Genomic DNA, 25781 nt, shown 5'->3' with positions numbered 1-25781 from the left:
ATGCCCGGGAAAAGGGTATACGTTGGTGTGAGGATACAAACATGCGGGAGAGGATGAGGGAAGAGATGAAGGTAGGACTCAGCACATACAGTCTTCAGCAAGCTTTGGATAAAAAAGAAATGACCGTACCGGATGCGATTCGCTTTATCGCCGAGCAAGGCGGGGAACATGTAGAAATCGTTCCTATTGGATACAGCCTGATCGACAATCCGGAGCTGGTTGATCAAATTGTACAGACGGCCAAGGAAGTGGGCATCGACATTTCCAACTATGCTATCGGAGCCAATTTTGTTGCGCATGACAGCCCCGAAGCACTAGAGAGCGAAATTCAAGCTGTCAAGAAGCATGTTGATGTAGCGAGGGCGCTTGGCGTCACCAAAATGCGCCATGACGTTGCCTTCCGCCCCGCACATGAGGGAAGCGTAGCCCAGTTTGAAGCGGATCTGCCCCTTCTAGTAGAGGCATGCCGTACCATTGCTGATTATGCAGCAGGCTTCGGTATTACAACGAGTGTGGAAAACCACGGCTATTATGTGCAATCCAGCGAGCGAATTCGGCGTTTGCTGCATGAAACAGCGCGGGATAATTTCAAAACAACGCTGGACATCGGAAATTTCCTCTGTGTGGACGAAGATGCTGTCAGCGCTGTGAAAAATAATATTCCTTATGCCTCCATGGTCCATGCCAAGGATTTTTACCTTAGACCCTCCTACCGCAATCCGGGAGCAGGCTGGTTTCAGACCGCGAACGGCAATTATTTGCGCGGGGCAATTGTGGGGCATGGAGATATTGATATGTTCGAAGTATTCCGCGTGCTGAAGCAGTCCGGCTATGACGGGTATATTTCCGTTGAATTTGAAGGCATGGAGGATTGCAGAACCGCTTCCAAAATAGCCATGGACAACGTACGCCGCTTCTGGCAAGAAGCGTAACCATCTAACTCATAAGCAAATGAATAGGCTAATAAGCAGATCATGGAGGGAAGAAAATGTCCAAATTAAAAGTTGCCGTCATCGGCGCGGGCTCTATATCCGATTGCCATTTGCAGGCGTATGCCAGCAATCCAGAAGTTGAAATCTACGCCATCTGCGACTTGAACGAAGGCCGGGCGCAGGAAATGGCGAAAAAATATAACGCGACTAAAGTGTTCACTGATTACAAAGAGCTATTGGCACTGCCTGAAATCCATTCGATCAGCATTTGTACATGGAACAATTCCCATGCCGAAATTAGCATTGCTGCCCTAGATGCGGGTAAAAACGTATTATGCGAAAAGCCGCTCTGCCAAACCGTCGAGGAAGCGCTCGAAGTGGAGAAGGCGGTGCATCGTAGCGGCAAGCTCCTGCAAGTAGGGTTTGTGCGGCGCTATAGCGACAATGCCCAAATTCTGAAAAAATTCATTGAAGAGGGCGAGCTCGGCGAAATCTATTATGCCAAAGCCTCCTGCTTAAGACGGCTTGGCAACCCTGGCGGCTGGTTCTCGGATATCGAGCGCTCCGGTGGCGGCCCAGTCATTGATCTGGGTGTGCATATAATTGATATTTGCTGGTATTTGATGGGCAAGCCCAAGGTCAAGTCGGTATCGGCCAACCTTTCCAATCGATTAGGAAACCGTTCCAACATCCGCAATCTGTCGTTCTATAAAGCCGCTGACTACGATGCGAAGGAAAATACGGTAGAGGATATGGCTAATGCGATGATTCGGTTTGAAAATGGCGCGAGCTTGCTGGTAGACGTCAGCTTCACGCTGCATGCCAAGCAGGACGAAATCTCCGTCAAGCTTTACGGAGACAAGGGCGGCGCGGAGCTTGAACCGGAAATTTCAATAATCGGCGAAAAATTCGATACGATCCTGAATATGACGCCGCAGGTGGATTTCAAATCCTTTGATTTCATGGGCTCCTTCAGCAATGAAATCAACCATTTTATCGACAGCGCATTAGGACGCAAGGATACGTTGAGCCCGGTAGAAGACGGCGTTGAAGTGATGAAGATTCTTTGTGCGATCTACGAGTCGGCTCGTCAAGGACGCGAAATTCAATTTTAGGAGCGATGGCGATGAGTGGGAGCGAACCAAAGGATATTTTGCTGGATCAGGAACTGAAAATGGAACTGGAACAAGAGCATGAGCAGGAAACGGACGTCGTTGAGGCTGGCGTCCACCATTTCAGCAAAGAGGAAGAATGGGTGAGGCCCGAGGAGCCGCTGCTGAATGAGCGGTTGGAATGGTTCAAGGACCAGAAGCTTGGCCTAATGATGCATTGGGGGCCTTATTCACAGCTGGGGCTGGTGGAATCCTGGGCGCTAAGCGATGACGACGGAGATTGGTCCCGCCATGATGTGGATTGGACCGACGACATGGAGCACTTCAAGCGCGAATACTTCGATCTGAATAAAACGTTCAACCCGATTCGCTTTCAGCCGGAGGTGTGGGCGGATTTAGCCGCCGACAACGGCTTTAAATATTTTCTGTTCACGACGAAGCATCATGACGGCTTCTGCATGTGGGACACGCATACGACGGATTATCGCATTACGGGAGCGGACACGCCATTTCATAAGCATAAATACGCTGACATTTGCCGTACGCTGTTTGATGCTTTCCGGGCGCGGGGGCTGGGCATCTCGGCTTATTTTTCCAAAGCGGACTGGCATACGCCTTATTACTGGGCACCGGGCATGGAGCGTGGACATCATATGTGGCGCGGGCCTTCCTATGATCCCGAGCAGTATCCTTGGCTTTGGGAGAAGTTCGTAGAGTTTACGCATGAGCAGATTATGGAGCTGCTGACGAAATACGGCCGAATTGAATGTCTCTGGCTCGATGCAGGCTGGGTGCGGGAAGGCCGGAAGGGGCAGGATATCCGCCTGGGCGAGGTTGTGGAGCGGGCGCGCAAGACGCAGCCATGGCTTCTAGCTGCCGATCGTACGGTTGGCGGGCCTTATGAGAACATTGTAACGCCAGAGCAGACGATTCCAGAGCAGCCGATGAATATTCCATGGGAAAGCTGCATTACGATTGGCAACTCCTTTGCGTATGCCTTCGATGATAAGTATAAGACGGCTAGGCAGCTTGCCCATATTTTGCTGGAGGTTGTAGCCAAGGGTGGGAATTTAGCGCTGAATGTAGGGCCGCAGCCGGATGGCCGCCTGCCGGCAGGTGCGGTTAAGAGCATCAAGGAGCTTGGCGCTTGGTTGAATGTACATGGCGAGGGCATTTACGGAACGCGGATTTGCGGTCCTTATTTTACAGGAGATTGGGCATTTACTTGCAAGGATAATGTAACGTATGCTTTCCGCCTATACGCAAATGAAAATGAGGCGGTCGATCAACAGCTCGTCATTCCATACTCAGGCCATGTGGAGCGAATTGAGCTTGTTGGAGCGGATGATCAAGGGGACGTTGCGTTTACCCGAACGGAAGCTGGAGTGGCTGTAAAGCTGCCGCAAGCGTCCATTACCGAGCAGGCGCCCATCACACAAACGTTCCGATTGTTAACATCGTAATAAGCGTCATTCGAAATCCCGGGGGAGAATCCGTGTCCCTCGGGATTTTTTTTGCGTGGCGTCCTCATCCCCTTCTGCCTAGCCTCTCCGTTATCCACTGGCGAAAAAAGAGAGGAAAGCACCGTTTTTCCTTGATTTTACAAGGGTTTCTGGAATATGGAGAGGTGTGAGAAAAATGCAAATTGCACAATTGGCCCGACTCAAGGTACGATCAATGCAAGAAAGCGCTACCTGATAGAATAGTTTACACGAATAACGCGATGAAGAAGTTTCATCGAAAAAACAAGCTGCATAACGATATTTGCGTTAGGTATTATTACATTAAAATATAGAGGGAATGATGCAGATGAGTCAGAACTCGGGTACGATACCAGCGCGAACGAAGCCCCCAAAAAGCATGAGCCAGAGCGGGCGCAAAATAGAGCACCCCTTCCTTAAAAGTCTGAAAAGGCATTGGCAGCTGTATTTATTGGTGCTTCCTCCGGTGCTGTATTTATTGATCTTCAAGTACATGCCGATGGCTGGCGTGCAAATTGCCTTCAAAAACTACAGCGTCGTTCAGGGCATTTGGGGAAGTCCCTGGGTAGGGCTTAAACATTTTGAAACCTTCTTTAACTCTCCAAACTTCTGGCTGCTGCTTAAAAATACGATTGGCATCAGCCTCTATACGCTGATTGCGGGTTTTCCGATTCCGATCCTGCTGGCTTTGGCGCTCAATGAGCTGCGAACGGGCTATTTCAAAAAGACGGTGCAGATGGTCACCTACGCCCCGCATTTTATTTCGACGGTCGTTATGGTATCGATTATTATTTTGATGCTGTCGCCGCATGTCGGGGTCGTTGACCGGCTGTTTACCTTCCTTGGCATGACCATGACCAACTTTATGGGCATACCGGAATATTTTAAATCGATTTATGTATGGTCGGGTGTATGGCAGGGGATGGGCTATTCTTCAATTATTTATATTGCTGCGCTTGCTGGGGTTGACCCCTCGCTCTATGAAGCAGCCCGAATGGATGGGGCCTCCCGGCTCAAAAAAATATGGCATATCGACATTCCGAGCCTCATCCCCGTCACCGTCATCCTGCTGATTTTGAATCTTGGCAGCATTATGGGCGTCGGCTTTGAGAAAATTTATTTAATGCAAAATCCGCTGAATACGAGCGCTTCGGAGGTCATTTCCACCTATGTATACAAGGTCGGATTAATTGGAGCGAATTTCAGCTTTTCCTCGGCAGTTGGATTGTTTAATTCAATCATCAACCTGATTTTGCTTATTTTGGTCAATGCAGTTTCCCGGAAAGTCAGCAAGAACAGCTTATGGTAAAGGAGGAGGAAGCCATCTATGTTTAATCGGAATCGAATTAAAGACCCGCTCAGCGACCGTGTCTTTATGGGCATCAATTATTTGTTTCTCGTGCTGGTGCTGATCGTCGTCGCATACCCGCTGCTCTATATCGTCAGTTCCTCCTTCAGCTCCTCCCGGGCGGTTACAGCCGGGCAAATATGGCTGCTGCCGATCGATTTCAACATTAAGGCGTATGTCTCGATTTTTAAAAGCACGCAGCTGATGATGGGTTTTTATAATACGATCATCTACACGGTAGTCGGTACGGCGATCAATGTCATCCTGACGGTGATGCTGGCGTATCCGTTATCCCGCCGGACATTCTATGGCCGCGGCGCCATCATTATTTTCATGATGATTACGATGTTTTTCGATGGCGGCCTGATTCCGACGTACTTGCTGATGAAGGATCTTCACCTGCTCGATACCCGCTGGGCGATGTGGCTGCCGGGGGCGCTGGCGGTATTTCAAGTGATCGTCGCCCGAACCTTTTTCCAATCGTCCATTCCGGATGAGTTGCGGGAGGCCGCTGAGGTCGATGGCTGCAAGGACATTCGTTATTTAGTCAGCGTTGTGCTGCCCTTGTCGAAGCCGATTTTGGCGGTTATGACGCTCATGTATGCGGTAGGCCATTGGAATGCTTACTTTGATGCCCTCATTTATTTGCGCTCTGAAAACTTGTTCCCGCTGCAATACGTGCTGCGCAATTTGCTCATTCTGAATGCGGCCGATCCGGCGATGCTCGCCAATACGAGCCAGCAGCTCCGCGATCAAGGGTTCGAGCAGGTGCTCAAATACGCCTTGATTGTTGTAGCGAGCATCCCGATTTTGATTATGTATCCATTCGTGCAACGCCATTTCGTCAAAGGGGTTATGGTTGGTTCCTTGAAAGGGTAGGGCATTTGCCATAACTACCATCCGGAAGCTTTTGTGGAAGGGGGCGAAGGTCTGGCGGGCTTCCGGGACAGGGTTCCATATAGGGCAGTCACAAAATAGTGCAGTAACAATCATTTAAATGGCGTTCATTAAAAGGAGGAGTCTGGTTTGAAAAAATCTTGGATTTCGATGTTGTTGCTTGTTTTTACTACGGTAGCCGTACTGTCGGCTTGCAGCTCCGCATCCAGCAATAATACACAGAGCAGTGGCGGCAGCGGAGAGAGCACAGGGCCTGTAACGATGACTTTTTTTGCTCCACAAGGCAAAGCGCCTATGGAAGATAACGAGTTCACGAAATTCATTGAAAACAAGTTTGACGTGAAGCTGAAATGGGACCTCGCTCCAACTGACGCGCTCCAGGATCGCAGACAGCTGCTGCTGGCCAGCGGCGATTATCCCGAAGTATTCCTCCACGGCAAGTTTACAACCTCAGACCTTCAAACGTACGGTAGCCAAGGGATCTTCCTTGGGCTGAACGATTTAATTGCGAAGCATGCTCCGAATCTGACAAAGATTATGGAAGAAAAACCGTATTTCAAAGAGGCGATTACGGCTCCGGATGGCAACATTTATGCCCTGCCTATTTTTAATGAGTGCTACCACTGTACGTATGCGCAAAAATATTGGATCAATACCGATTGGCTCGACAAGGTTGGGCTAGAAATGCCGACCACGACCGATGAGCTGTACACGGTTCTTAAAGCTTTTAAAGAAAAAGATCCTAACGGCAATGGCAAAGCCGATGAAATTCCGCTTACAGGTGCTCCCAACAAATATGTGTGGAACGGGAATATTGACGCTTATTTAATGAATAGCTTCATCTATAACGACAACGACAAATATTTAATCGTTAATGACGGCAAGGTTGATTTTGCTGCTAATCAAGAGGGCTGGAAGAAGGGTCTGGAATATATGCACAAGCTGTATTCGGAAGGCCTGATCGACCCGGCTGCTTTTACACAGAATGATCAAGCGGTAGGACAGCTAGGCAACAGGGAAGGCGACGAAGTGGTTGGTTCCATTACGACTGCGCTCGTAAGCTACCTGGTCAATACGTATGATAAGACGATTACGCGCCATCAGCACTGGGATATCGTGCCTCCGCTCAAGGGGCCGGATGGTGTGCAAACGACAGGCGCTACGCAAAGCGTAGGCGAATTCGAGTTTGCGATTACGAATAAAGCTTCGGAAGCGCAGCAAATCGCCGCGATTGAAATTATCGATTACATGTTCAGCGAAGAAGGCGCGCTTTATGCGGAGTACGGCCCGACGGAGGGCAAGGGCTGGCAAATGGCAGGTGCTGATGAGAAAAATATTAATGGCGAGCCTGCCAAGTACAGCTACTACAACCTGCCTGAGCGTGATCCGAACGTCGTCGTTAACGAAAGCTGGTCGCAAATTGGCGCACATGATTTGTCCAATACGTTCCGCAACTTGTTCGTAGAAGGGCAGGACCCTCTAGTGTCCGAAGGCTACGGCACTCGTCTGGCACAGGCGACGAATGTGTATGCGCCTTATGCGCCGAAGGAAGTGTATCCATCGAACGTCTTTATTCGTCCAGAGGATACGGAAGCAGCTGCTCAGCTGACAACCGCCGTGAAAGATTATGTGCAGACGAATATGGCGCAATTCATACTGGGCAACAAGAGCATTGAGAAGGATTGGGACAGCTATGTCAATGGCTTCAATGGACTGGGCCTGAGCAATTATTTGGCGATCTACCAGCGTGCGATTGAGAAAAAATAAAACAGCATAAACGTTTATTCTCGGGGCTGCTCCTTGTTGTCAGACATGACTCGGAGCGGTCTTCTCCTATGACGGTCCCGTTTCATCCTATATAATAAATGAAGATTTTGAAGGTTGTTGTCACGTGTATAAAAAGTGAGGGGGGACCTCGGAGATGAACAACAATTGGTTTAGGCGTTTGCTGCTGTCCTATTTGCCAGTCTTTTTTATTGTGACGACGATATTGTTTATTATTTTCTTTCAGCTGTTCAATGAGCAAAATCGCAAGGAGGCTTTAAAGGCCAATGAATTTCTGGCGTCCCAAGTGATGCAGTATTTGGACAATTCGCTGCGCTCAATTGATTTTAAAGTGCTGCGGGAAATTTTGACGAATCCGGATTTGAAAAATTATTATACGGCTGCTGGCACCAATGATGTGTACGCGGGCATTCAGGTTCTTGACGTTATTGATGAGCTGAAAATCAATTTCCCATTGATCGATTCCATCTATTTGGTCCGCTACAAGGACGATATCGTATTCAGCAACGGGAAGGCGGTACCGATTGAGGAGTTTCCGGACGCCTCTTTTATAGAAGAAAGCCGCAGCAACCCGACGCGAAAATGGGTCGATTTCAGAAATTTCAAAGCTCTTCCTTCGCAATCGGCGCAGCAGGTCGTAACGCTTGTGCGCGGCATGGAGGGCGGAACGGGCCTTGTGGTCGTCAATGTGGATTTGCAAACGCTGCGGAAGTCGATTATGCAAATGTATGATCCCGAATACACCTTCGTCAATGTGATCAGCAGCTCTGGCGGGAATTTGTGGGATGAGCAGACGGCTCAAGGCACGGGCGCTAAGCCTGCCTCTGGCGAGGTTTTCTCAACCTTTACGTCCAGCTACAGCGGTTGGAAGGTAGAGACGGGTATTAATAACGGAAAAGTCGTTAAATTTGCGCTGCAATTTTATAATATATGGTTTGCTTTCGCGATCGCAGTTGTTCTAATTGGCGTCATCTGGGTCGTTTACGTCACTCGGAGAAACTACAAGCCTATCCAGCAAATTGTGACGCTAATTCAGACAGTCGCCTCGCAAAAACAACCGGGTACGAGCTCCGCGAAAGAAAATGAGTTCCGGTTTATTCAAAATACGCTTGAGCGGATGATCGATCAAACGAAGCAATATCAAGAAAAATACGAAGAAAATCTAATTTTGCAAAAGAAATATTTTTTTCAGGAGCTGCTTGAAGGAACGCGCCGTTTCACCGACAGCGAACTGCAGGCTGAAATAGCGAAGTTTAAGCTTCCGGAGCTGGATAGCAGATGGATGGTCATGGTTGTGGAAATTGACCGTTATCCGCAATTTGCCGCCGATTATCATCAGCATGACCAGACGCTGCTCAAGTTCGTCCTTTCCACTGTGCTGCAAGAAAGTGCCCAGCAGGAAGGGGCGGACGTATGGGCGGAATGGATTTCAGAGCGCCGGCTGCATGCGATTCTTTGGCTTTCCGAAACGGCGTTGTCTGAACAAATTGAGCGCAAGGTGCTGTCCGGCTATTTGGAGAAGGTTGGGCAGTATTTGAACTTTACCGTTACGATTGGAACGGGAGGAGTTGCGAGTGATCTGCGAGGCTTGAGAGCTTCGCTCAAGGAAGCTTTCCATGCTCTGGGCTATAAAGCGGTGCTGGGCATGAACCGGGTAATCTCGTGCGGGGAAGTGCCGGATTCCAAAAATGATGTATATGAGTTTCTTAAGACGATTTCTCTGTTCGTGCAAGCGATGCGGCTGTCCGATGAAACGTGGGAAAAGCATTTTGAACGTTTGTTTGATCAAATCAGCGCCTCCGTATTGTCCCGTCAGGAAATGATGAACACGGTGCAGCTGCTGTTCCAGCATTATAATCGGGAATTCGCCGAGCTGCCGCGTGAATACCAGGACCTGTGGTCGGCCTCGTTCGACCGTCTCCTTCGCGGGCTGGAGGAATGGGAAGTGCTGGATGATCTGCGGCTGCTTTGCTGGGAGACGTTTCGGGAGCTGGCGGAGCAGATGCAGGCGATGCGCTGCAGCAAGAAGCATCGGACGCATATTTTGGAAATCCGCAAATACGTGGAGGAAAATTATAATAACCCCGAGCTTTCGCTGAATTATTTAAGCGATCTGTTTGATATTAACCCGAAATATTTAAGCAAGCTGTTCAAGGATGAAGTTGGCGAGAAGTTCGTCGATTTGCTCATCAGCCACCGTATAGAACGGGCGAAGCAGCTTATGCTGGAGACGGACAGGGCGATTCAGGAAATTAGCGAGGAAGTGGGCTATACCAACTACAACTCCTTTAATCGGGCATTCAAAAATGTAGTAGGCGTAGCGCCAAGCGATTACCGCAAGGCGATATGAACAGATGGCAGGGAGCGGCGCGGGCGGCCCTAGCAAATAATAAACGGCGATCGTTCATTGTGAATACACAAAAAAACGATCGCCGCTTGTCTTTTATAGGGGGAAAGCCGCTGCTCAAGCTTATACGGAAATACGCTGCTTAAGCGGAGTCTCGCGGAATTAAGGTGGCGCTGAGATGCAGCCGCTCCATCGGCGTTCCTGGACGTTCTAGGCGGCGCGATAGCGCTTCGATTGCACGGCTGCCAAGCGCCTCCTTGCTGAGGTTCACGGTAGTGAGCCGAGGAGAGGTGTGAGCCGCTGCTTCTACATTGTCGATACCCGACACACGCGTCTGCTGGGGAACCGCTACTCCCATCCTCTGCAGCTGCTGCATCCATTGCATGGCGATGTCGTCATTAGCGCAAACCCAAGCATCCGGGCGCTGCTCCGGTGCCAGCTGGGCAAACCGTTCTGCGGCAGCAGCGAGCCATTCCTTCTCTTCATAGGCCAGCTCCCACTCCTGCAGCTTCGTATTCGATCCGCCGTAGCGCTCCATTGCGGTCCGTACGCCGATTCGTCTTTCGGCAAAGCTGGCAGAACGGCCATCATCACCAAGAAAAATAAGGCTTCTGCATTTCTGGGCGACCAGCAGATGATGGGCAATAAGAATTCCCGCTTCTATATTCGCATGATTGACCGAATCCACATCAAGCAAAGGCTCATTATGGTCGAGCAGCACCAATGGCTTGCCTGTACGAGCCATAAGCTGAAGGGCCGCATAAGGATATGCGCCCATGACGATGAGCCCGAGGCAGCTGTTCCAGTCCAAGTGCGGCGCGATAATTTCCTGCGGCGATAAATCGGATACAGCCGGGAACGAGACCGGCTGGGAGACGATGACATGAGGCCACCCTCGCTCGCTGCAGCCGGAAATGATTCCTTCGAGCACCCGCTGCCAATAAAAAGGATCGACCCGGTTGGAAGGATTCATGCAGATCAGGACAAAGGAAGAGGCAGCGTCGGGAGCGGGGGAAGGCGCCTTCTGGGAAGGAAGCCCGTAGCCAAGCGTCTTGGCAAACTCTAAAACCCGCTCGCGTGTGGCCTGGCTGACACCAGATTTCCCGCTAAGCGCGCGGGATACCGCATATTTGGATAGGCCGAGCTGGTCGGCGATCATTTGGATCGATACTTTACGTGGCATGTTGTTCTCCTTAGGTGATAGGACTAACAAACGTCATGCTAAAATCACGCTAAATAACAGCGTTGACGTTTGTTGGCAAAAGTTATAGACTGGCTTTATCATAACGTTATTATATAATAACCTAACAAAAATAACAATATTCATTTGGAGGGCCCATGAAAATTCTAGTGTTTTACGATGAAGCATTTCCTTACGAGGGCGCGCGTCCCTCGCAGGAAGCAAGGAAGAAGCTTTCCGTATGGGCTGAAGTCGCCGATGCACATACGCTATCCGATCGTTTGGCAGAGGACAATTGGGAAGCGCTTATACATTTGCACGGCCCGTATTTTCCAAAATCCGCATGGAGCGGCGTGAAAGCCCATCTGGATCGAGGAGGCGGCTTGCTTCATGCAGGCGGTGCTCCTTTTCGCAGGCCAGTTGTGAAAGAGGGGGATGGCTGGAGAGTGGAGCGGGAGCAGACCGCATATCATCAGCTCATGAATATCCATGATGCACTGCCAGCATCCGTTCAGAAAGTAGTGCGGGCAGCTGCATCGGCCGAATTCCCGCTGCTCCTGGGGCGCGAAGCGCTTTTTGGCATTGAACCGACATGGGGACTGACGCTGCATGCGACAAAATCAAGCGATATTCCCGCCGAGATGGGCTCGGGTGGCCCAATGGATGCTTTTATTTACCCGCTGCTTGTTGGCGTGGATCATGATGGACGCGAAAGGGCGGCTCCAGTCGTTCTGCTGGAGAACATGAAAGGGAGCTTTGCAGGAGGCCGCTGGATATTGATCAATCAGACGCTGGGGCAGCCATTTTGGGAAGGTGCGGGTGCTGCTGACACAGCGGAAACAGCGGATACTGCGGGCATTGCGGGTGCTGAGCTGCTTAAGGAGCTCGCTGCATATGTTGGACGCGGCGTCACAGAATTGTGGCTGAAGCCCAATTACGCCGCTTATGAGCCGGGTGAGCAGCCTATTTTGACGCTTCAATTGCAGTCGTTGTCCCGTACCTGCTTAATGGAGCAAAACTGGACGTTCAAGCTGAAGGTAGAGCGTGAAGGTCAGACCTCGGTCTGGGAAAGTACGCTGCAAGCGGAGACGGGGCCGCGGCGTCGGGATTTGCAGCTGCTCCGCATTCCTGTGCCAGTACCAGCAGTGGCGGGCCTTCACTCGATCACCTGTGAAGTCCGCTCAGATGCAGGCGAAGTCCGGCTTATGAAGCAGGCGTATTGGGGAATGGACAGGGAATTGCTGGGCAGCGGGGAGCTGCTTGCCTGCGGAAGAGACTATTTCTTCCGCGGCGGACGCCCTTTGCCTATCGTCGGCATGACGTATATGGCTTCCGACGTGTCGCGCAAGTTTCTCCATTTGCCGAATGTGAGCCGCTGGGAGCGGGATATGGCAGAGATGCGAAGGGCTGGAGTCAATCTGATACGGACCGGCATTTGGACGGGCTACCGGAATATGATGTTCGCCGACGGGCATGTCGTCGAGGATGTGCTGCGGGCTATCGACGCTTTCCTGCTTACGGCAAAGCGGCATGAGCTGGAGGTCACCTTTACCTTCTTTTCGTTTGCGCCCGAGGCGTGGGAAGGAGTTAATCCGTATTTGGACCCGCGGGCTGTCGAGGCACAAAAACGGTTTATCGCTTCCATCGTCTCCCGCCATCAAGACACAGCGCACGTCCATTGGGATCTAATCAATGAGCCTTCTTTATTCGATCCGGCTCGTGTGTTCGAGGGGCCTAGATCGCTTGCGGACCGCTATGAGCGGGCAGCGTTTTCCGAGTGGCTGGAGGAGCGCCACGGCGGCGACCTTGTCCGGCTTCAGGAACGATGGAATATGACTCCCGGAGAGCTGCCATCCTTTGAGGCGGCGATGCCGCCGGACCCGGGCGATACCCATTTTGACAGCGTGCTTTTGCCGAAAAAATGGGGGCCATGGCTGGACTATTCGCTGTTTACTATGGACATGCACAATCGCTGGGCGCTGGAGCTAACCTCCACCATTCGCAGCTCCAATCCGCGCCAGCTTGTGACGGTTGGGCAGGATGAGGCGCTGGGCGGTCAGCGTCCTTCTCCCTTTTTCTACGGTTCCGTAGTCGATTATACGACGGTACATAGCTGGTGGCTGATGGATCAGCTGGTGTGGGACGGAATTTTCGCCAAAACGCTGGATAAGCCGAACTTGGCCCAAGAAACCGGCATTATGCATATTCAGCGCCCGGATGGCATGGCAAAACGCTCGGAGGAAGAACTGCATCGCATTTTGGAGCGAAAATATGCCTACGCCTTCTCAACTGGAGGCGCCGGAGCGGTGCAATGGATATGGAATATTAATCCCTTTATGAACAATGCGAATGAATCGAATATCGGGGCCCTTCGGGCTGATGGCACCCAGAAACCTGAAACGGATGTGACGTACGATTTTGGCCGTTTTATGCAGGACATTGGCGGACTGTTTGTGGGGCGGGTATTGGAGGACGTTGCGGTCGTATATCCGTATTCCAATGATTTTTCGAGCCGGAAGCTGGCTTTCGAGGCTACCTCGCAAGCGGTAAGGGTGCTCACCTTCGGCATGAACATACATCCTCGAGGCGTGGGCGAATACCAGCTGGAGGAGCTTGTGCGTCAGCCAGCTAAGCTCATTATCGTGCCGAGTGCCCATAACTTTAGCGACGAGGCGTTTGAGCAGCTCGTTAGTCTGGCGAAGAAAGGCAGCACCGTGCTATGGACGGGGCCGCTCCGCTTGGACGCTTATTGGGGCACTGCCAATGAGCGGCTGCGGGCTGAGATTGGCGAGACGGTGCCCGGCAACGTGCGCCGTGAAGAAACGTTGCTGCTAGGCGGCAAGCGGCAAAGCGTATCATTCGGCGGACGCAAAATCGGTCAGCTGGCTATCGATCGGCCGGTCTCGCAGTCTGGCAGCAGTAGCAGCACTTCTAGCAATTCCAGCAGTGCAAACAGCGCCAGTAATGCCAGCAATAACAGCAATGCCAACAATGCCGACAATGCCAGTAATAATAGCAATACCAGAAATGCCAACCATGCTGGCCAAGGCCTGGTCAGCATGGCACTCGGTGCAGGCAGCTTCATCTGGTGTCCGCTCCCGCTGGAGCTGAATGACAGATGGGAGCCGCTGCAAGCGCTGTATGAAGAGGCGCTGCGTGCTTCCGGCACCGAGATGGAGCTGGAATGGCTAAGCGGCGGCGACGCTCCGGGCGTTTATGGCCGGAAGCTGCAATTTGATGAAGGCAATCTTTATATTTTTGTATCCGAATATAGCAGTGATATGGAACTGGAAATACGGGACCCGTTGACTGGCGCCCAGTATGCGTTTGTTTTGGAAAAGGAACGGACGGTCATGTTCGCCGCCGACCATGAAGGACAGCTAATGTCGGTGTATCGCCCCGAGCAAGTGAGCATCAGAGCTTTCAAACGCTAAATCAACCCAGAAGGAGATTATGCACATGGACTATAAAGACGCTTCGCTTCCGATTCGGGAACGGGTTCAGGATTTGCTTGAACGTATGACGACAGAGGAGAAAATCGGCCAGCTCATCCAGCCTATGGGATGGAAAACCTACCTCAAGGAAGCGGACGGCACCGTGCAGGTGACGGAGCAGTTCAAGGAAGAGGTTGCGCGGGGCGGAGTAGGTTCTTTATACGGCGTTCTCCGCGCTGATCCTTGGACAGAGGTGACGCTGGAGACGGGACTTACACCAAGGCAAGGTGCGGTAGCGACTAATGAAATCCAGCGATACGTGATTGAAAACTCCCGCCTTGGCATTCCGATTTTGTTCGGGGAGGAGTGCTCTCATGGGCATATGGCAATTGGGGCAACGGTATTTCCCGTTCCGCTTACGGTCGGAAGCACCTGGAACAAGGTTTTGTACCGGGAAATGTGCGAGGCGATTGCGGCAGAGACTCGAAGCCAAGGGGGCGCTGCGACGTATTCGCCTGTCCTTGATGTCGTGCGCGACCCGCGGTGGGGGCGGACGGAGGAATGTTTCGCGGAAGACCCCTATTTAATCGGCGAGCTGGCGGTCGAGGCGATTAAGGGGCTGCAAGGGGAGCGGCTGGATACGGACAAAACGATTGTGGCGACGCTTAAGCATTTTGCCGCTTATGGCAGCTCCGAGGGCGGACGCAATGCGGCTCCTGTCCATATGGGGCTGCGCGAGCTTCATGAAATCGATTTGCTGCCGTTCAAAAAGGCGGTGGAGGCGGGAGCCTGCTCCGTTATGACGGCGTACAACGAAATTGACGGTGTGCCCTGCACCTCAAATTCCTATTTGCTGAACGACCTGCTGCGCGAGGAATGGGGGTTTGACGGTTTTGTCATTACCGATTTTGGCGCGATTCAAATGCTGGTCAGCGGCCATAATACAGCGGAGAACGGGGAGCAGGCAGTGGCGCAAAGCCTGAAAGCAGGCGTCGATATGGAGATGTCCGGCTATATGTATGGCAAGCATTTAGCAGGCGCGCTTGCGCAGGGGCTGATGACCGAGGATGAGCTGAATACAGCGGCAGGACGGGTGCTCGACATGAAATTCAGACTTGGCTTATTCGAACGGCCTTATGTTGATCCTGATTTTGCGCAGCGGGTTATCGGGTGCGAGGAGCATGTGGAGCTGGCGAGAAGGGTAGCCGCGGAGGGCATTATTTTGCTCAAAAATGATCAGGCCACGCTTCCGCTCAGCAAAGCAGGCGCCAAAATAGCCGTTATCGGTCCGAATGCGAACCACGTCTACAATCAGCTCGGCGATTACACCTCGCCGCAGCCTAAGGGACAAATCGTCACCGTACTTGAGGGAATCCGCCGCAAGCTCGGCGCGAATGCGAATGCGGATGATCAGGTGCTGTATGCGCCTGGCTGCCGAATTAAGGGCGACGCCAAAGACGGCTTCGGCCATGCCCTCGCCTGCGCCGAGCAAGCGGATGCCATCGTTATGGTTATCGGCGGCTCCAGCGCCCGGGATTTCGGGGAAGGCACCATTGATTTGCGTACAGGAGCGTCCGTCGTTACGGATAACGCATGGAACGACATGGAGTGCGGTGAAGGCATCGACCGTTCGACGCTTAATCTCATGGGGGTGCAGCTTGAGCTGGTGCAGGAAATATATAAGCTAGGCAAGCCGGTTATCATCGTCTACATCAACGGCAGGCCGATTGCCGAGCCGTGGATTGAAGAGCATGCCCATGCGATTTTGGAGGCGTGGTATCCGGGACAGGAGGGCGGCAATGCGATTGCGGACATTTTATTCGGCGACGTCAATCCTTCCGGGCGCCTTACCGTTTCCATTCCGAAGCATGTCGGTCAGCTGCCGGTTTATTATCATTCCAAGAGAACGCGCGGCAAACGGTATTTGGAGACGGATCTGGAGCCGCAATATCCATTCGGGTTTGGGCTCAGCTATACCCAATTTGGCTACGACAACATACGGGTTGTGCCGGAAGTGATCGCTCCGGGCGGAGAAGCCGAGGTGCAAATCGAAGTGACGAACGTCGGCGGTGTGGCTGGAGACGAGGTTGTGCAAATGTATGTAACCGATGTATCCGCATCGGTTACCCGTGCCGAGACCTCGCTCAAGGGCTTCTGCAAAATTCATTTGCAGCCGGGGGAGACGAAGCTTGTCACTTTCCCTGTGAACCAAGAGCATCTTGCGCTGATTAATGCCCAGCTGAAGCCGGTTGTAGAACCAGGCGAATTCCGCTTAATGGTTGGCAGCAGCTCGAAGGATTGGCTGGCATGCAGCTTGCATGTTAAGCATGAGGGGGAACAGGCATGATTCGGATTCAGCGGTTCATACAGGATATGGCCGAGCGGCAGTGGCTGGAAAAGGTGGAGCTCCCTCAGTGGCATATGCAAAAGGCGAAATATATCCGGCCCGGCGAATACGTGCTGGATGAGCAAAATGTCGGTGTGCAACATGTGAATCCTCTTTACAGTACACATGGCACGACATATTTTTTAACGAAAAAAGCAGACATACCGAAGGCTTGGCATCAAGACGCGGTTGGTCTTATTTTCGAAGCGGGCGGGGAAGGGCTGCTGAAGGTGAACGGGGCTCCTTATCATGGGCTCGACCGCAATCACTGGTATGTGCCGCTTCCCGTGGACCGGGTAGGGAGTACGCCGCTGCTGGAAATCGAATTGTACGATCCGATTCCCGAGCCCCATGATCCGCTGAATCGCCAGGCGGTCATTCAGCCGCCTATCGCTGGCATCCGCTCGGCGCTCGTCCGAGTGAATCATCCGCTGCAAAGCTTGATGTACAGCGTGACGGTGTTGTCGGAGTCGTTGAACGCGCTGCCGGAGAGCGATATGAAGCGAAAACGCCTTGTGGGAGCGATTCATCGCATCATGGATCAGATGCATGCCGAGCCGCAGCGCTGGCACGAGGCCGAGTGGGTAAACGGGCTGGAGCAGTCGCTTGCCCAGAAGGTGCAGGAAGAAGATTTGGAAGGCGGCCGCAGCGGCTTTATGCATTTGGTCGGCCAGTCTCATATCGACATTGCGTGGCTGTGGCCTGTACGCGAAACGGTTCGCAAGTCCAGCCGCACGTTTTCGACGGTATGTACGCTGATGGATGAATACCCCGAATTTGTCTATTCGCAGAGCCAGCCGCAGCTGTATGCCTTTGTAAAGGAGCATTATCCCGAATTGTATGAGCGGATTAAGGCGCGGATTGCCGAAGGGCGCTGGGAGCTGGTCGGCGGCATGTGGGTCGAGCCGGATTTAAATATTCCGAGCGGCGAGTCGCTGGTGCGGCAAATTTTATACGGCCAAAGCTTCTATAAGGAGGAGTTCGGCAAACGCTCCAACATCGAATGGCTTCCTGATACGTTTGGCTACTGCGCGTCGCTGCCGCAAATGCTGAAGCTGGCGGATATCCCGTATTTTATGACCACAAAGCTCAATTGGAATGACACGAACGCTTTCCCTTATGACTTGTTTGATTGGGTAGGCATCGACGGCACCTCTGTCATTGCCTATTTGAACCATGGGGTAAATGAGCATACCCGTCCCAAGGATGTCGATGAACATTGGAAGTCTTACAAACAGAAGGATTTGCATCCGCAGCAAATGCTGCTTTACGGGCATGGGGACGGTGGCGGCGGCGTAACGAACGAAATGGTCGAGTTTGCCGAGCGGTCTTCCTTTATGGTTGGGCAGCCTGTCAGCAGGTTCAGCACGGCCAGAGCTTTTTTTGAAGGAATCGGAAAAAGCGGGCAATCGCTGCCTAGGTGGCATGGCGATTTGTATTTGGAGCTGCATCGCGGCACTTACACGACGCATGCAAGAAATAAGCGAAGCAACCGCAAGGCGGAGGTGCTGTACCGCGAGGCGGAGCTGTGGGCGCAGTTCGCTGGGCTATCTAGCGCAGTGACGGAGGCGCTCGATGAAGGCTGGAAGCTCATTTTGCTCAATCAATTCCATGATATTATCCCGGGAACATCTATTCCTGAAGCCTATGTGACGTCTACAGAGGAGTATGGAAAGGTGATGGAGATCGGGACGGCCGGGCTCAACCGCTCGCTTGAAGCCATTGCAGGCAGCATAGCGCCGGATGGTGAGGGGCTGCCCTACATCGTGTTCAACAGTCTGGGCTGGGAACGCGGAGAAGTAATCAGCTTGACATGCAGCGCTGAAATGAGCGGCTTGTCTGTTGTTGATGTGAGCGGGGAGCTTCTGGCTTGCGATGTCAAGCATAGTGGGGACGTCCAGACGGTATCCGTGTACGTTCCGTCTATCCCGGCCTTCGGTTATACAACGATATGGCTGCGTGCATCAGCGCATGCAGATGACGCCAAGGATACGCAAGCAGATGAGGCCTTTCCTGCCGTTTGGGAGACGGATTTTTACACGCTTGAATTTAATGATTTGGGGGAAATCATCCGTTGGTACGACAAGTCTGTGCAGCGCGAGTGGCTGAAGCCGGGCGATAAAGCAAATGAACTGCAATTTTTTCATGATAAACCGACTTATTGGGATGCATGGGATATTGATCCGCGCTTTGAAGCGCAGCGTGCCGGCACTGTGCAGCTGATCTCGAAAGAAGTTGTGCTGCGAGGGGACACCAAGGATGTGCTTGCCTTCCGCTGGAAGCTGAATGATTCGGAAATTAGCCAGGATATAATTTTGTATCGCCATCAGCGCCGCGTTGATTTTCAGACGAAGGTAAATTGGACAGAAAGCCATAAATTGCTCAAGGTAGCGTTCCCGGTTGACCTTATTGCTGCGAAAGCGACGTATGAAATTCCATTCGGTGCATTGGAGCGTCCAACGCATAACAATACGAGCTGGGAGCAGGCGCAATTTGAAGTGTGCGGACATCGCTGGGCCGATATTTCCGAGGGCAACGGCGGCTTGAGTGTGCTGAACGACTGCAAATATGGGTACGACATTAAGGGCCAGACGATTCGCTTATCGCTGCTGCGCGCGCCGAAATGGCCGGATGAACATGCGGATCAAGGCGAGCACGAGTTCACTTATTCTGTTTTGCCTCATCAAGCGGATTGGCGGGGCGCTCACGTTGCTCGCCGAGCAATGGAATTAAATCATCCCGTCATGACGGTAGCAGGGCAGCTGAACAGAGGAGGGCTTCCTGCGGTTTCAGCGCTTCCAGCGCTTCCTGCACGGCATGCATGGCTGGGTTTTGAAAGCGAGCATGTCATTTTGGACACGATCAAAGCTTCCGAGGACGGGACTGGAACCGTGCTGCGGTTTTATGAATCATCAGGCGGAAGAGAGACTGTGCGTATCCAGTGGCCGAATGAAAAAGCGAGGGCGTCTGTCGTGAATTTGCTTGAGGATAAAATGGAGCAGCTGCCATGTCAGCGAGGGGCATTCGAGCTGGCCTTCAAGCCTTTTGAAATAAAAACGGTGAAGCTCGTTTCATCGGATTGGGAACAGGATAAGGAGTAGGAGGAGGGGAGCAGTAGGTTATGGAACGATTTAAGCTGCCGAAGGTAAAGCTGCCGCAAATGGTGCTGCCAGAATCCATAATGAAGGTGCTCGAGGAAGCGGAGGTCAAGCTGGCCCATCGCCCGAAGCTCCAACAGCAATTTCGCAATTGTTTCCCCAATACGCTGGAAACGACAACGAAGCTGATGGACGACGGTACGACCTTTGTCATTACGGGCGATATTCCGGCGATGTGGCTGCGGGATTCAGTGGAGCAGCTCATTCATTACGTGCCTTTTGCCAAAGAGGATGAAGCATTGCAGCGGCTCATTTCAGGACTAATTAAGCGTCATATGGCGTATATTGCGATTGATCCATACGCCAATGCTTTTAATGAAACGGCCAATCATTGGCATTGGGATGCGAATGACGATACGGAAATGTCCCCTTGGGTATGGGAGCGGAAATTCGAGCTGGATTCGCTATGCTTTTCAATACGTCTCTCCTATAGGTATTGGAAGGAAACAGGGCTCACTGATATTTTCGACGAGCAGTTCAAACAAGCGCTGCGTTCTATTGTGAACGTATGGAAAACAGAGCAGCGCCATGCCGAGCGATCGGCGTACCGGTTCAAACGCTCCAACTGCCCAGCCATAGACACGCTGCGCAATGATGGGCTTGGAATGCCTGTCAATTATACGGGCATGGTGTGGTCAGGCTTTCGTCCAAGCGACGACGCTTGCGAGCTGCATTACAATATTCCGGCGAATATGTTCGCCGCTGTCTCGCTCGCTCAAATGCAGGAGATGGCTAGATGGGTGTTCCGCGACGAAGCGTTTGTGCGGGAAATGGCCATTTTGGAGGAAGAGATCCGTCATGGCATACAGCTCTATGGGATGTACAATCACCCGGTGTATGGCAGAATGTACGCTTATGAAACGGATGGCTTCGGCAATTACTGCCTATTGGATGATGCGGGTACGCCGAGCTTGCTCTCCATTCCGTACATTGGCTACACCGATGTTCATGATCCTATTTACCAAAACACAAGGCGCTTCATCCTGAGCCGAGACAATCCTTATTATTATGAAGGAACAGCTGCTAAAGGAATCGGAAGCCCCCATACGCCGCCGGGATATATTTGGCCTATGGCTTTATCGATGCAGGGGCTGACAGCCGCGAGCGATGAGGAAATGCTTGCTATCATTCAGGTGCTGGAAGCGACGGATGCTGATACGGGCTTTATGCATGAAGGCTTTCATGCCGACGATCCCCACCAGTTTACCCGTCCATGGTTCGCATGGTCGAACAGCCTGTTCTCACAGCTTGTTTACAAGGCGATGGCAAAGGGGATTTTGGAACCGAAGCAGTAAGACTTCGGATCGCGGATTCTGTCTGGTGACAGGCTGGGTCATTGTGGTTTAGCGGCTCGTTTACTCGCCAAGAGGAATCAAATAACAGGTTCAACAGGAGGCCAATGAATCGATGAAACTAACGAATAAAATAGGCGTAATCGTAGACAGCTTCGGGCTGGGCGTGCGAGAGGGATTGGTGAAAGCCAAGGAGGTCGGCGCGGAAGGCGTGCAAATTTATGCGGTGAAGGGGGAAATGGACCCGGAAAATTTGTCGCCTGCGGCACGCAAGGAGTTAAGAAGCTACATAGAATCGCTCGGCTTGGAAATTTCTGCGCTGGTCGGCGATTTAGGCGGTCATGGCTTCGGGGTAGAGGAGGATAATCGCTGGAAAGTGGAAAAATCAAAGCGTATCGTCGATTTGGCGCTGGATCTCGGCACGACGATTGTGACGACGCATATTGGCATCGCGCCGCACGATTCGTCCTCCGCTGCATTTCATACGATGCATACCGCATGCGAGGAGCTGGGCCAATATGCCAAAAGCGTCGGAGCCTACTTCGCCATTGAGACTGGTCCCGAAACGGCGGCGGACTTAAAAGCGTTTCTCGACACCTTGTCGACGAACGGCGTATCGGTTAATTTTGACCCGGCAAATATGGTCATGGTGACGGGCGATGATCCGGTGCAAGGCGTTCATCTATTGAAGGATTATATTGTCCATACCCATGTGAAGGATGGCGTTCGCCTTAAGGAGGTTGATCCGAGAGACGTATACGGAGCGGTCGGGTATGCGCCTATGGATCATGAGAAAATCGCAGAGATGGTTTCCTCCGGCTTGTTTTTCCGCGAAGTTCCGCTTGGAGAGGGCGGAGTCGATTTTAATCGCTATTTTCAGGCGCTGCAGGACATTGGGTATACCGGTTATTTGACGATTGAGCGCGAGGTAGGCACGCAGCCGGAGCTGGATATTCGTAAAGCCGTTGATTTTATTCGCAAATACAGGTAGGGGAGGGAGAGGAAAGAGATAATTGCTTAGTGAATGAATCCTGCTAGTTGATAGCGGGATTTTTTTGCGTTTGAAGGATTGTTTTCATAAATAAGAGGTTTTGCTTTTATTGAAGGGATGCTTGTATAGTAAGAGGGTGGATATAGAGGTATGAGAGAAACAGGAGGAAATCAATTGAGTACACAAAGTATTGGAGTTCCATTAGAAGGTTTTGCAGAGTTTAGCCGGACGGTAGCTGCAGAGGGCGCCGTATTATTGAAAAATGAAGGTCAGGTGCTTCCGTTTAAGGATGGCGACAACGTTGCTGTTTTTGGCAGAACCCAGGTTAACTATTATCGCAGCGGTACCGGTTCGGGCGGCAGCGTTCATGTTACTTATACAACAAATCTGCTAGGCGGGCTTCGCAGCAAGAAGAATGCTGCTGTCAATGAAGCGCTAGCTGCTGTCTATGAGAAATGGATTGAGGAAAATCCATTCGACAACGGCGGTGGCGGCTGGGCAGCTGAGCCATGGCATCAGAAGGAAATGCCTTTAACGGATGTACTGGTGTCGGAAGCGAGAAGGAAGTCGAACAAGGCAATCGTGGTCATCGGGCGCACCGCAGGGGAAGATCAAGACAATGCCGATGAAGCAGGAAGCTATCAATTAACGGCGGATGAGAAAGCGATGCTGAAGCAGGTGACGGCTTATTTTGAGCAAACCGTTGTTGTGCTCAATGTATCGAACATTATAGATATGAGCTGGCTGAACGATGAAAGCTACGCGCATCCTATTGCAGGTGTCATCTACTCCTGGCAGGGCGGCATGGAAGGCGGCAATGCGATCGCCGATGTTCTGGCTGGTGATGTAACGCCAAGCGGCAAATTGACGGATACAATCGCTTATTCCATCAACGATTATCCATCGACTCGCAATTACGGCAATGAATTTAAAAACGTCTACGAGGAAGATATCTATGTGGGATATCGTTATTTTGAGACGTTTTGTCCGGATAAGGTTCAGTTTGAGTTCGGCTACGGTATCTCGTATACTTCATTCGACATCAAGCCGGAGGATGCCAAGCTGACTACCAAAGCAGGCGAAACATACATTGAAATCGACGTCAACGTAACGAATACGGGAACTGCCTATGCGGGCAAAGAAGTGGTGCAGGTTTACTACGAAGCGCCGCAAGGCAAGCTGGGTCAGCCGGCTAAAGCGCTGGTCACATTCGGGAAAACTAAATCGCTTCAGCCGGGCGAATCGCAGCGCCTTACGGTGAGCTTCCCTGTTTCTGCTATGGCTTCCTATGATGACGCTGGTGTGACGGGACATTCTTCCGCTTATGTGCTGGAAGCGGGCACTTACCGTTTTTATGTAGGAACGAGTGTGAAAAAGGTGGCAGAAGTAGCTGTCGAGGGTCAAAACGGCTACGTCGTGGAGGCACTTCAAGTCGTAGAGCAGCTGCAAGAAGCGATGGCGCCAACGGAAAGCTTTACGAGAATGAAGCCAGGCGATCGCAAGCAAGACGGATCTTATGAGCTTAGCTCCGCAGAGGTGCCGCAGCGGAAGATTTCTATGGCGGAACGGATTGAGACCAATCTTCCTGCAACGCTAGCGCAGACAGGCAATCAGGGACATACGTTAAGGGATGTTTTTGAGGGTAAAGTCGGCATGGAAACGTTCATTGCGCAGCTTAGCGATCAGGATTTGGCGGCAATCGTCAGGGGCGAGGGCATGAGCAGCCCGCTCGTTACATCGGGAACGGCTTCGGCTTTCGGCGGAGTCAGCGACCAGCTGTTCAACTATGGCATTCCTGTTGCTTGTACAGCAGACGGCCCGTCTGGCATTCGGATGGATAGCGGTCAGAAGGCGACTCAGGTCGCAATCGGCACCTTGCTCGCGGCAACGTGGAATACGGAGCTGGTTGAAGAGCTGTATGTAATGGAAGGCCAGGAGCTATTAAGAAACAACATCGATACGCTGCTCGGACCGGGTCTGAATATTCGCCGCAGTCCGCTTAATGGACGGAACTTTGAATATTTTTCGGAGGATCCATTGATTTCGGGGATGTTTGCGGCAGCATGTACGAAAGGAATTATGAAAGGCGGCTCTAACTCGACGCTGAAGCATTTTGCCTGCAACAATCAGGAAAAGCATCGCAGTAAAGTAGATGCGGTCGTCTCTGAACGCGCTCTTCGGGAGATATATTTGAAAGGCTTTGAAATCGCCGTGAAGCAGGGCGGCGCGAATTCGATTATGACCTCCTATAATCCGATTAACGGACATTGGGCCGCTTCCAACTATGACCTGAATACGACGCTTCTTCGCGGCGAATGGGGCTTTACAGGCATCGTGATGACGGATTGGTGGGCGATTATGAACGATGTCGTGGGTGGCGGCCCAGCGGATCGCAAATTAACGAACTGGATGGTTCGTGCGCAGAACGATTTGTATATGGTGGTGCCGAATTACGGTGCGGAAATCAATGGCTGGGACGACAATACGATCGAATCGCTTGAAAATGGCACGTTGACCCGCGGCGAATTGCAGCGCTCTGCCATAAATATTTGCACGTTCATCATGAACGCGCCGGTATTTTCGAGAAAACACGAAATCGTAGAGACGGTTGAAGCGTTCAAGGCAAATGCTTCGCTTGCAGCAGCTGCTTCTCCGGAGCAAGTGCAAGCACTTTCCCAAAATGCGCAGGTGAAGCCTTCTGCGCTCGAATCGGCCTTTATGCAGGTGGATCAAGCTGGGCAATACCGGATCATTGTCAGCATTATGTCCCCAGAGACGGAGCTGGCTCAAAGCGCTTGTAATGTAACGCTGAACGATCAACTGATGACGACCATTCAAACGAATGGAACCGAAGGCAAATGGATCAAACAGAAGCTTGTGAAGGTCGAGCTCGAAGCCGGCTTCTATGAGCTGAAGCTGGAATTCATCAAGCCGGGCTTGCAGATAGAGTGGATTGAGTTTAAACAGGTGTAGGTTAAGTAGAGGTTGAGCTGACTAAGCATTGCTGCTCAAATATTTATGCAAATAACGCCGCTTTCAAGAACTTGCTTATCTCTTTCTAATTATAAAGGAGATAAGCAGGTTTTTTCTTTATTTCATTGGTTCTATTATTTCTTCTTCTCTTTTCTATTCATTTCTTTAGCCTCCCAGAAAAGGCCTGTTAGAATATCATTTACCCGCTTCGCCAAGTATATGATCGGATGTGCTTCGAAGCTCTGTTGCTAAATTCCTTATAATATTGCTTGGAGTACAGCACACCCCGCTTCATAAAGCACGCTGTGCCTGAAAGCAGCCACTGAAACAGATTTGGGAGGATTTTCTTCCAAGGCTCGTGAGGTATGAGCAGCAGAAAGCCAGCTTTGGCGATCGCAACAGCTACTCCAAAACCAATTCCGATACCACGTTTATGCGGATGAAGGAAGATCATATGAAAAATGG

General features: G+C 51.6%; 14 protein-coding genes. 13 read left to right on the top strand and 1 reads right to left on the bottom strand.

Going from position 1 to position 25781, the window contains the following annotated elements; all coding sequences use genetic code 11:
* Window positions 1-65 precede the first annotated feature (65 nt).
* The 7 genes from BBD42_RS07315 (at window position 66) to BBD42_RS07285 (ending at window position 9905) form a co-directional block, all read left to right on the top strand.
* Window positions 66-932: a sugar phosphate isomerase/epimerase family protein gene (locus BBD42_RS07315; RefSeq protein ID WP_099517654.1), complete on the top strand. Its 867-nt coding sequence runs from the start codon at window positions 66-68 to the stop codon at window positions 930-932.
* 56 nt (window positions 933-988) lie between these two features.
* Window positions 989-2047: a Gfo/Idh/MocA family protein gene (locus BBD42_RS07310; protein ID WP_099517653.1), complete on the top strand. Its 1059-nt coding sequence runs from the start codon at window positions 989-991 to the stop codon at window positions 2045-2047.
* Window positions 2048-2106: 59 nt separating this feature from the next.
* On the top strand, window positions 2107-3507 hold the full coding sequence (locus tag BBD42_RS07305) for an alpha-L-fucosidase (RefSeq protein ID WP_099521503.1): 1401 nt from the start codon (window positions 2107-2109) through the stop codon (window positions 3505-3507).
* A gap of 397 nt (window positions 3508-3904) precedes the next feature.
* Window positions 3905-4834: an ABC transporter permease gene (locus BBD42_RS07300; RefSeq protein WP_237163501.1), complete on the top strand. Its 930-nt coding sequence runs from the start codon at window positions 3905-3907 to the stop codon at window positions 4832-4834.
* 18 nt (window positions 4835-4852) lie between these two features.
* Window positions 4853-5752, top strand: a complete 900-nt coding sequence (locus BBD42_RS07295; RefSeq protein ID WP_099517651.1) for a carbohydrate ABC transporter permease — start codon at window positions 4853-4855, stop codon at window positions 5750-5752.
* A gap of 147 nt (window positions 5753-5899) precedes the next feature.
* The gene (locus BBD42_RS07290; RefSeq protein ID WP_099517650.1) at window positions 5900-7537 is read left to right on the top strand and encodes a type 2 periplasmic-binding domain-containing protein; all 1638 of its coding nucleotides are present in this window, start codon (window positions 5900-5902) and stop codon (window positions 7535-7537) included.
* A gap of 154 nt (window positions 7538-7691) precedes the next feature.
* On the top strand, window positions 7692-9905 hold the full coding sequence (locus BBD42_RS07285; protein ID WP_099517649.1) for a helix-turn-helix domain-containing protein: 2214 nt from the start codon (window positions 7692-7694) through the stop codon (window positions 9903-9905).
* 139 nt (window positions 9906-10044) lie between these two features.
* On the opposite strand, the gene BBD42_RS07280 is transcribed toward BBD42_RS07285, so the two are convergent.
* Complete coding sequence (locus tag BBD42_RS07280; RefSeq protein WP_099517648.1) at window positions 10045-11085, bottom strand: LacI family DNA-binding transcriptional regulator; 1041 nt, start codon at window positions 11083-11085, stop codon at window positions 10045-10047.
* A 155-nt stretch (window positions 11086-11240) separates the two neighbouring features.
* Here BBD42_RS07280 and BBD42_RS07275 point away from each other — a divergent pair, with 155 nt between their 5' ends.
* The 6 genes from BBD42_RS07275 (at window position 11241) to BBD42_RS07250 (ending at window position 25316) form a co-directional block, all read left to right on the top strand.
* Window positions 11241-14516 carry a beta-galactosidase gene (locus tag BBD42_RS07275; protein WP_237163404.1) on the top strand — a complete coding sequence of 1092 codons (3276 nt, stop codon included), beginning with the start codon at window positions 11241-11243 and terminating at the stop codon, window positions 14514-14516.
* Window positions 14517-14541: 25 nt separating this feature from the next.
* Entirely contained in the window at window positions 14542-16863 is a 2322-nt protein-coding gene (locus BBD42_RS07270) for a glycoside hydrolase family 3 N-terminal domain-containing protein (protein WP_099517647.1), read from the top strand.
* Window positions 16860-20003 (top strand): alpha-mannosidase, encoded by a 3144-nt coding sequence (locus BBD42_RS07265; protein WP_099517646.1) that lies wholly within the window; start codon window positions 16860-16862, stop codon window positions 20001-20003. Before BBD42_RS07270 ends, BBD42_RS07265 begins: the two co-directional genes overlap by 4 nt.
* A 20-nt stretch (window positions 20004-20023) precedes the next feature.
* The gene (locus tag BBD42_RS07260) at window positions 20024-21355 is read left to right on the top strand and encodes a glycoside hydrolase family 125 protein (protein ID WP_099517645.1); all 1332 of its coding nucleotides are present in this window, start codon (window positions 20024-20026) and stop codon (window positions 21353-21355) included.
* A 112-nt stretch (window positions 21356-21467) separates the two neighbouring features.
* Entirely contained in the window at window positions 21468-22343 is an 876-nt protein-coding gene (locus BBD42_RS07255; RefSeq protein WP_099517644.1) for a sugar phosphate isomerase/epimerase family protein, read from the top strand.
* Window positions 22344-22517: 174 nt separating this feature from the next.
* Window positions 22518-25316 carry a glycoside hydrolase family 3 C-terminal domain-containing protein gene (locus tag BBD42_RS07250; protein ID WP_099517643.1) on the top strand — a complete coding sequence of 933 codons (2799 nt, stop codon included), beginning with the start codon at window positions 22518-22520 and terminating at the stop codon, window positions 25314-25316.
* Window positions 25317-25781: the final 465 nt, after the last annotated feature.

The organism is Paenibacillus sp. BIHB 4019, assembly GCF_002741035.1.
Lineage (GTDB): Bacteria > Bacillota > Bacilli > Paenibacillales > Paenibacillaceae > Pristimantibacillus.
This window is presented reverse-complemented; position numbering and strand designations above follow the sequence as displayed.

Coding starts and splice junctions, on each gene's coding strand:
- BBD42_RS07315 (WP_099517654.1), top strand. CDS start 66: ATGAAGGTAGGACTCAGCACATACAGTCTTCAGCAAGCTTTGGATAAA.
- BBD42_RS07310 (WP_099517653.1), top strand. CDS start 989: ATGTCCAAATTAAAAGTTGCCGTCATCGGCGCGGGCTCTATATCCGAT.
- BBD42_RS07305 (WP_099521503.1), top strand. CDS start 2,107: ATGGAACTGGAACAAGAGCATGAGCAGGAAACGGACGTCGTTGAGGCT.
- BBD42_RS07300 (WP_237163501.1), top strand. CDS start 3,905: ATGAGCCAGAGCGGGCGCAAAATAGAGCACCCCTTCCTTAAAAGTCTG.
- BBD42_RS07295 (WP_099517651.1), top strand. CDS start 4,853: ATGTTTAATCGGAATCGAATTAAAGACCCGCTCAGCGACCGTGTCTTT.
- BBD42_RS07285 (WP_099517649.1), top strand. CDS start 7,692: ATGAACAACAATTGGTTTAGGCGTTTGCTGCTGTCCTATTTGCCAGTC.
- BBD42_RS07280 (WP_099517648.1), bottom strand. CDS start 11,085: ATGCCACGTAAAGTATCGATCCAAATGATCGCCGACCAGCTCGGCCTA.
- BBD42_RS07275 (WP_237163404.1), top strand. CDS start 11,241: ATGAAAATTCTAGTGTTTTACGATGAAGCATTTCCTTACGAGGGCGCG.
- BBD42_RS07270 (WP_099517647.1), top strand. CDS start 14,542: ATGGACTATAAAGACGCTTCGCTTCCGATTCGGGAACGGGTTCAGGAT.
- BBD42_RS07265 (WP_099517646.1), top strand. CDS start 16,860: ATGATTCGGATTCAGCGGTTCATACAGGATATGGCCGAGCGGCAGTGG.
- BBD42_RS07260 (WP_099517645.1), top strand. CDS start 20,024: ATGGAACGATTTAAGCTGCCGAAGGTAAAGCTGCCGCAAATGGTGCTG.
- BBD42_RS07255 (WP_099517644.1), top strand. CDS start 21,468: ATGAAACTAACGAATAAAATAGGCGTAATCGTAGACAGCTTCGGGCTG.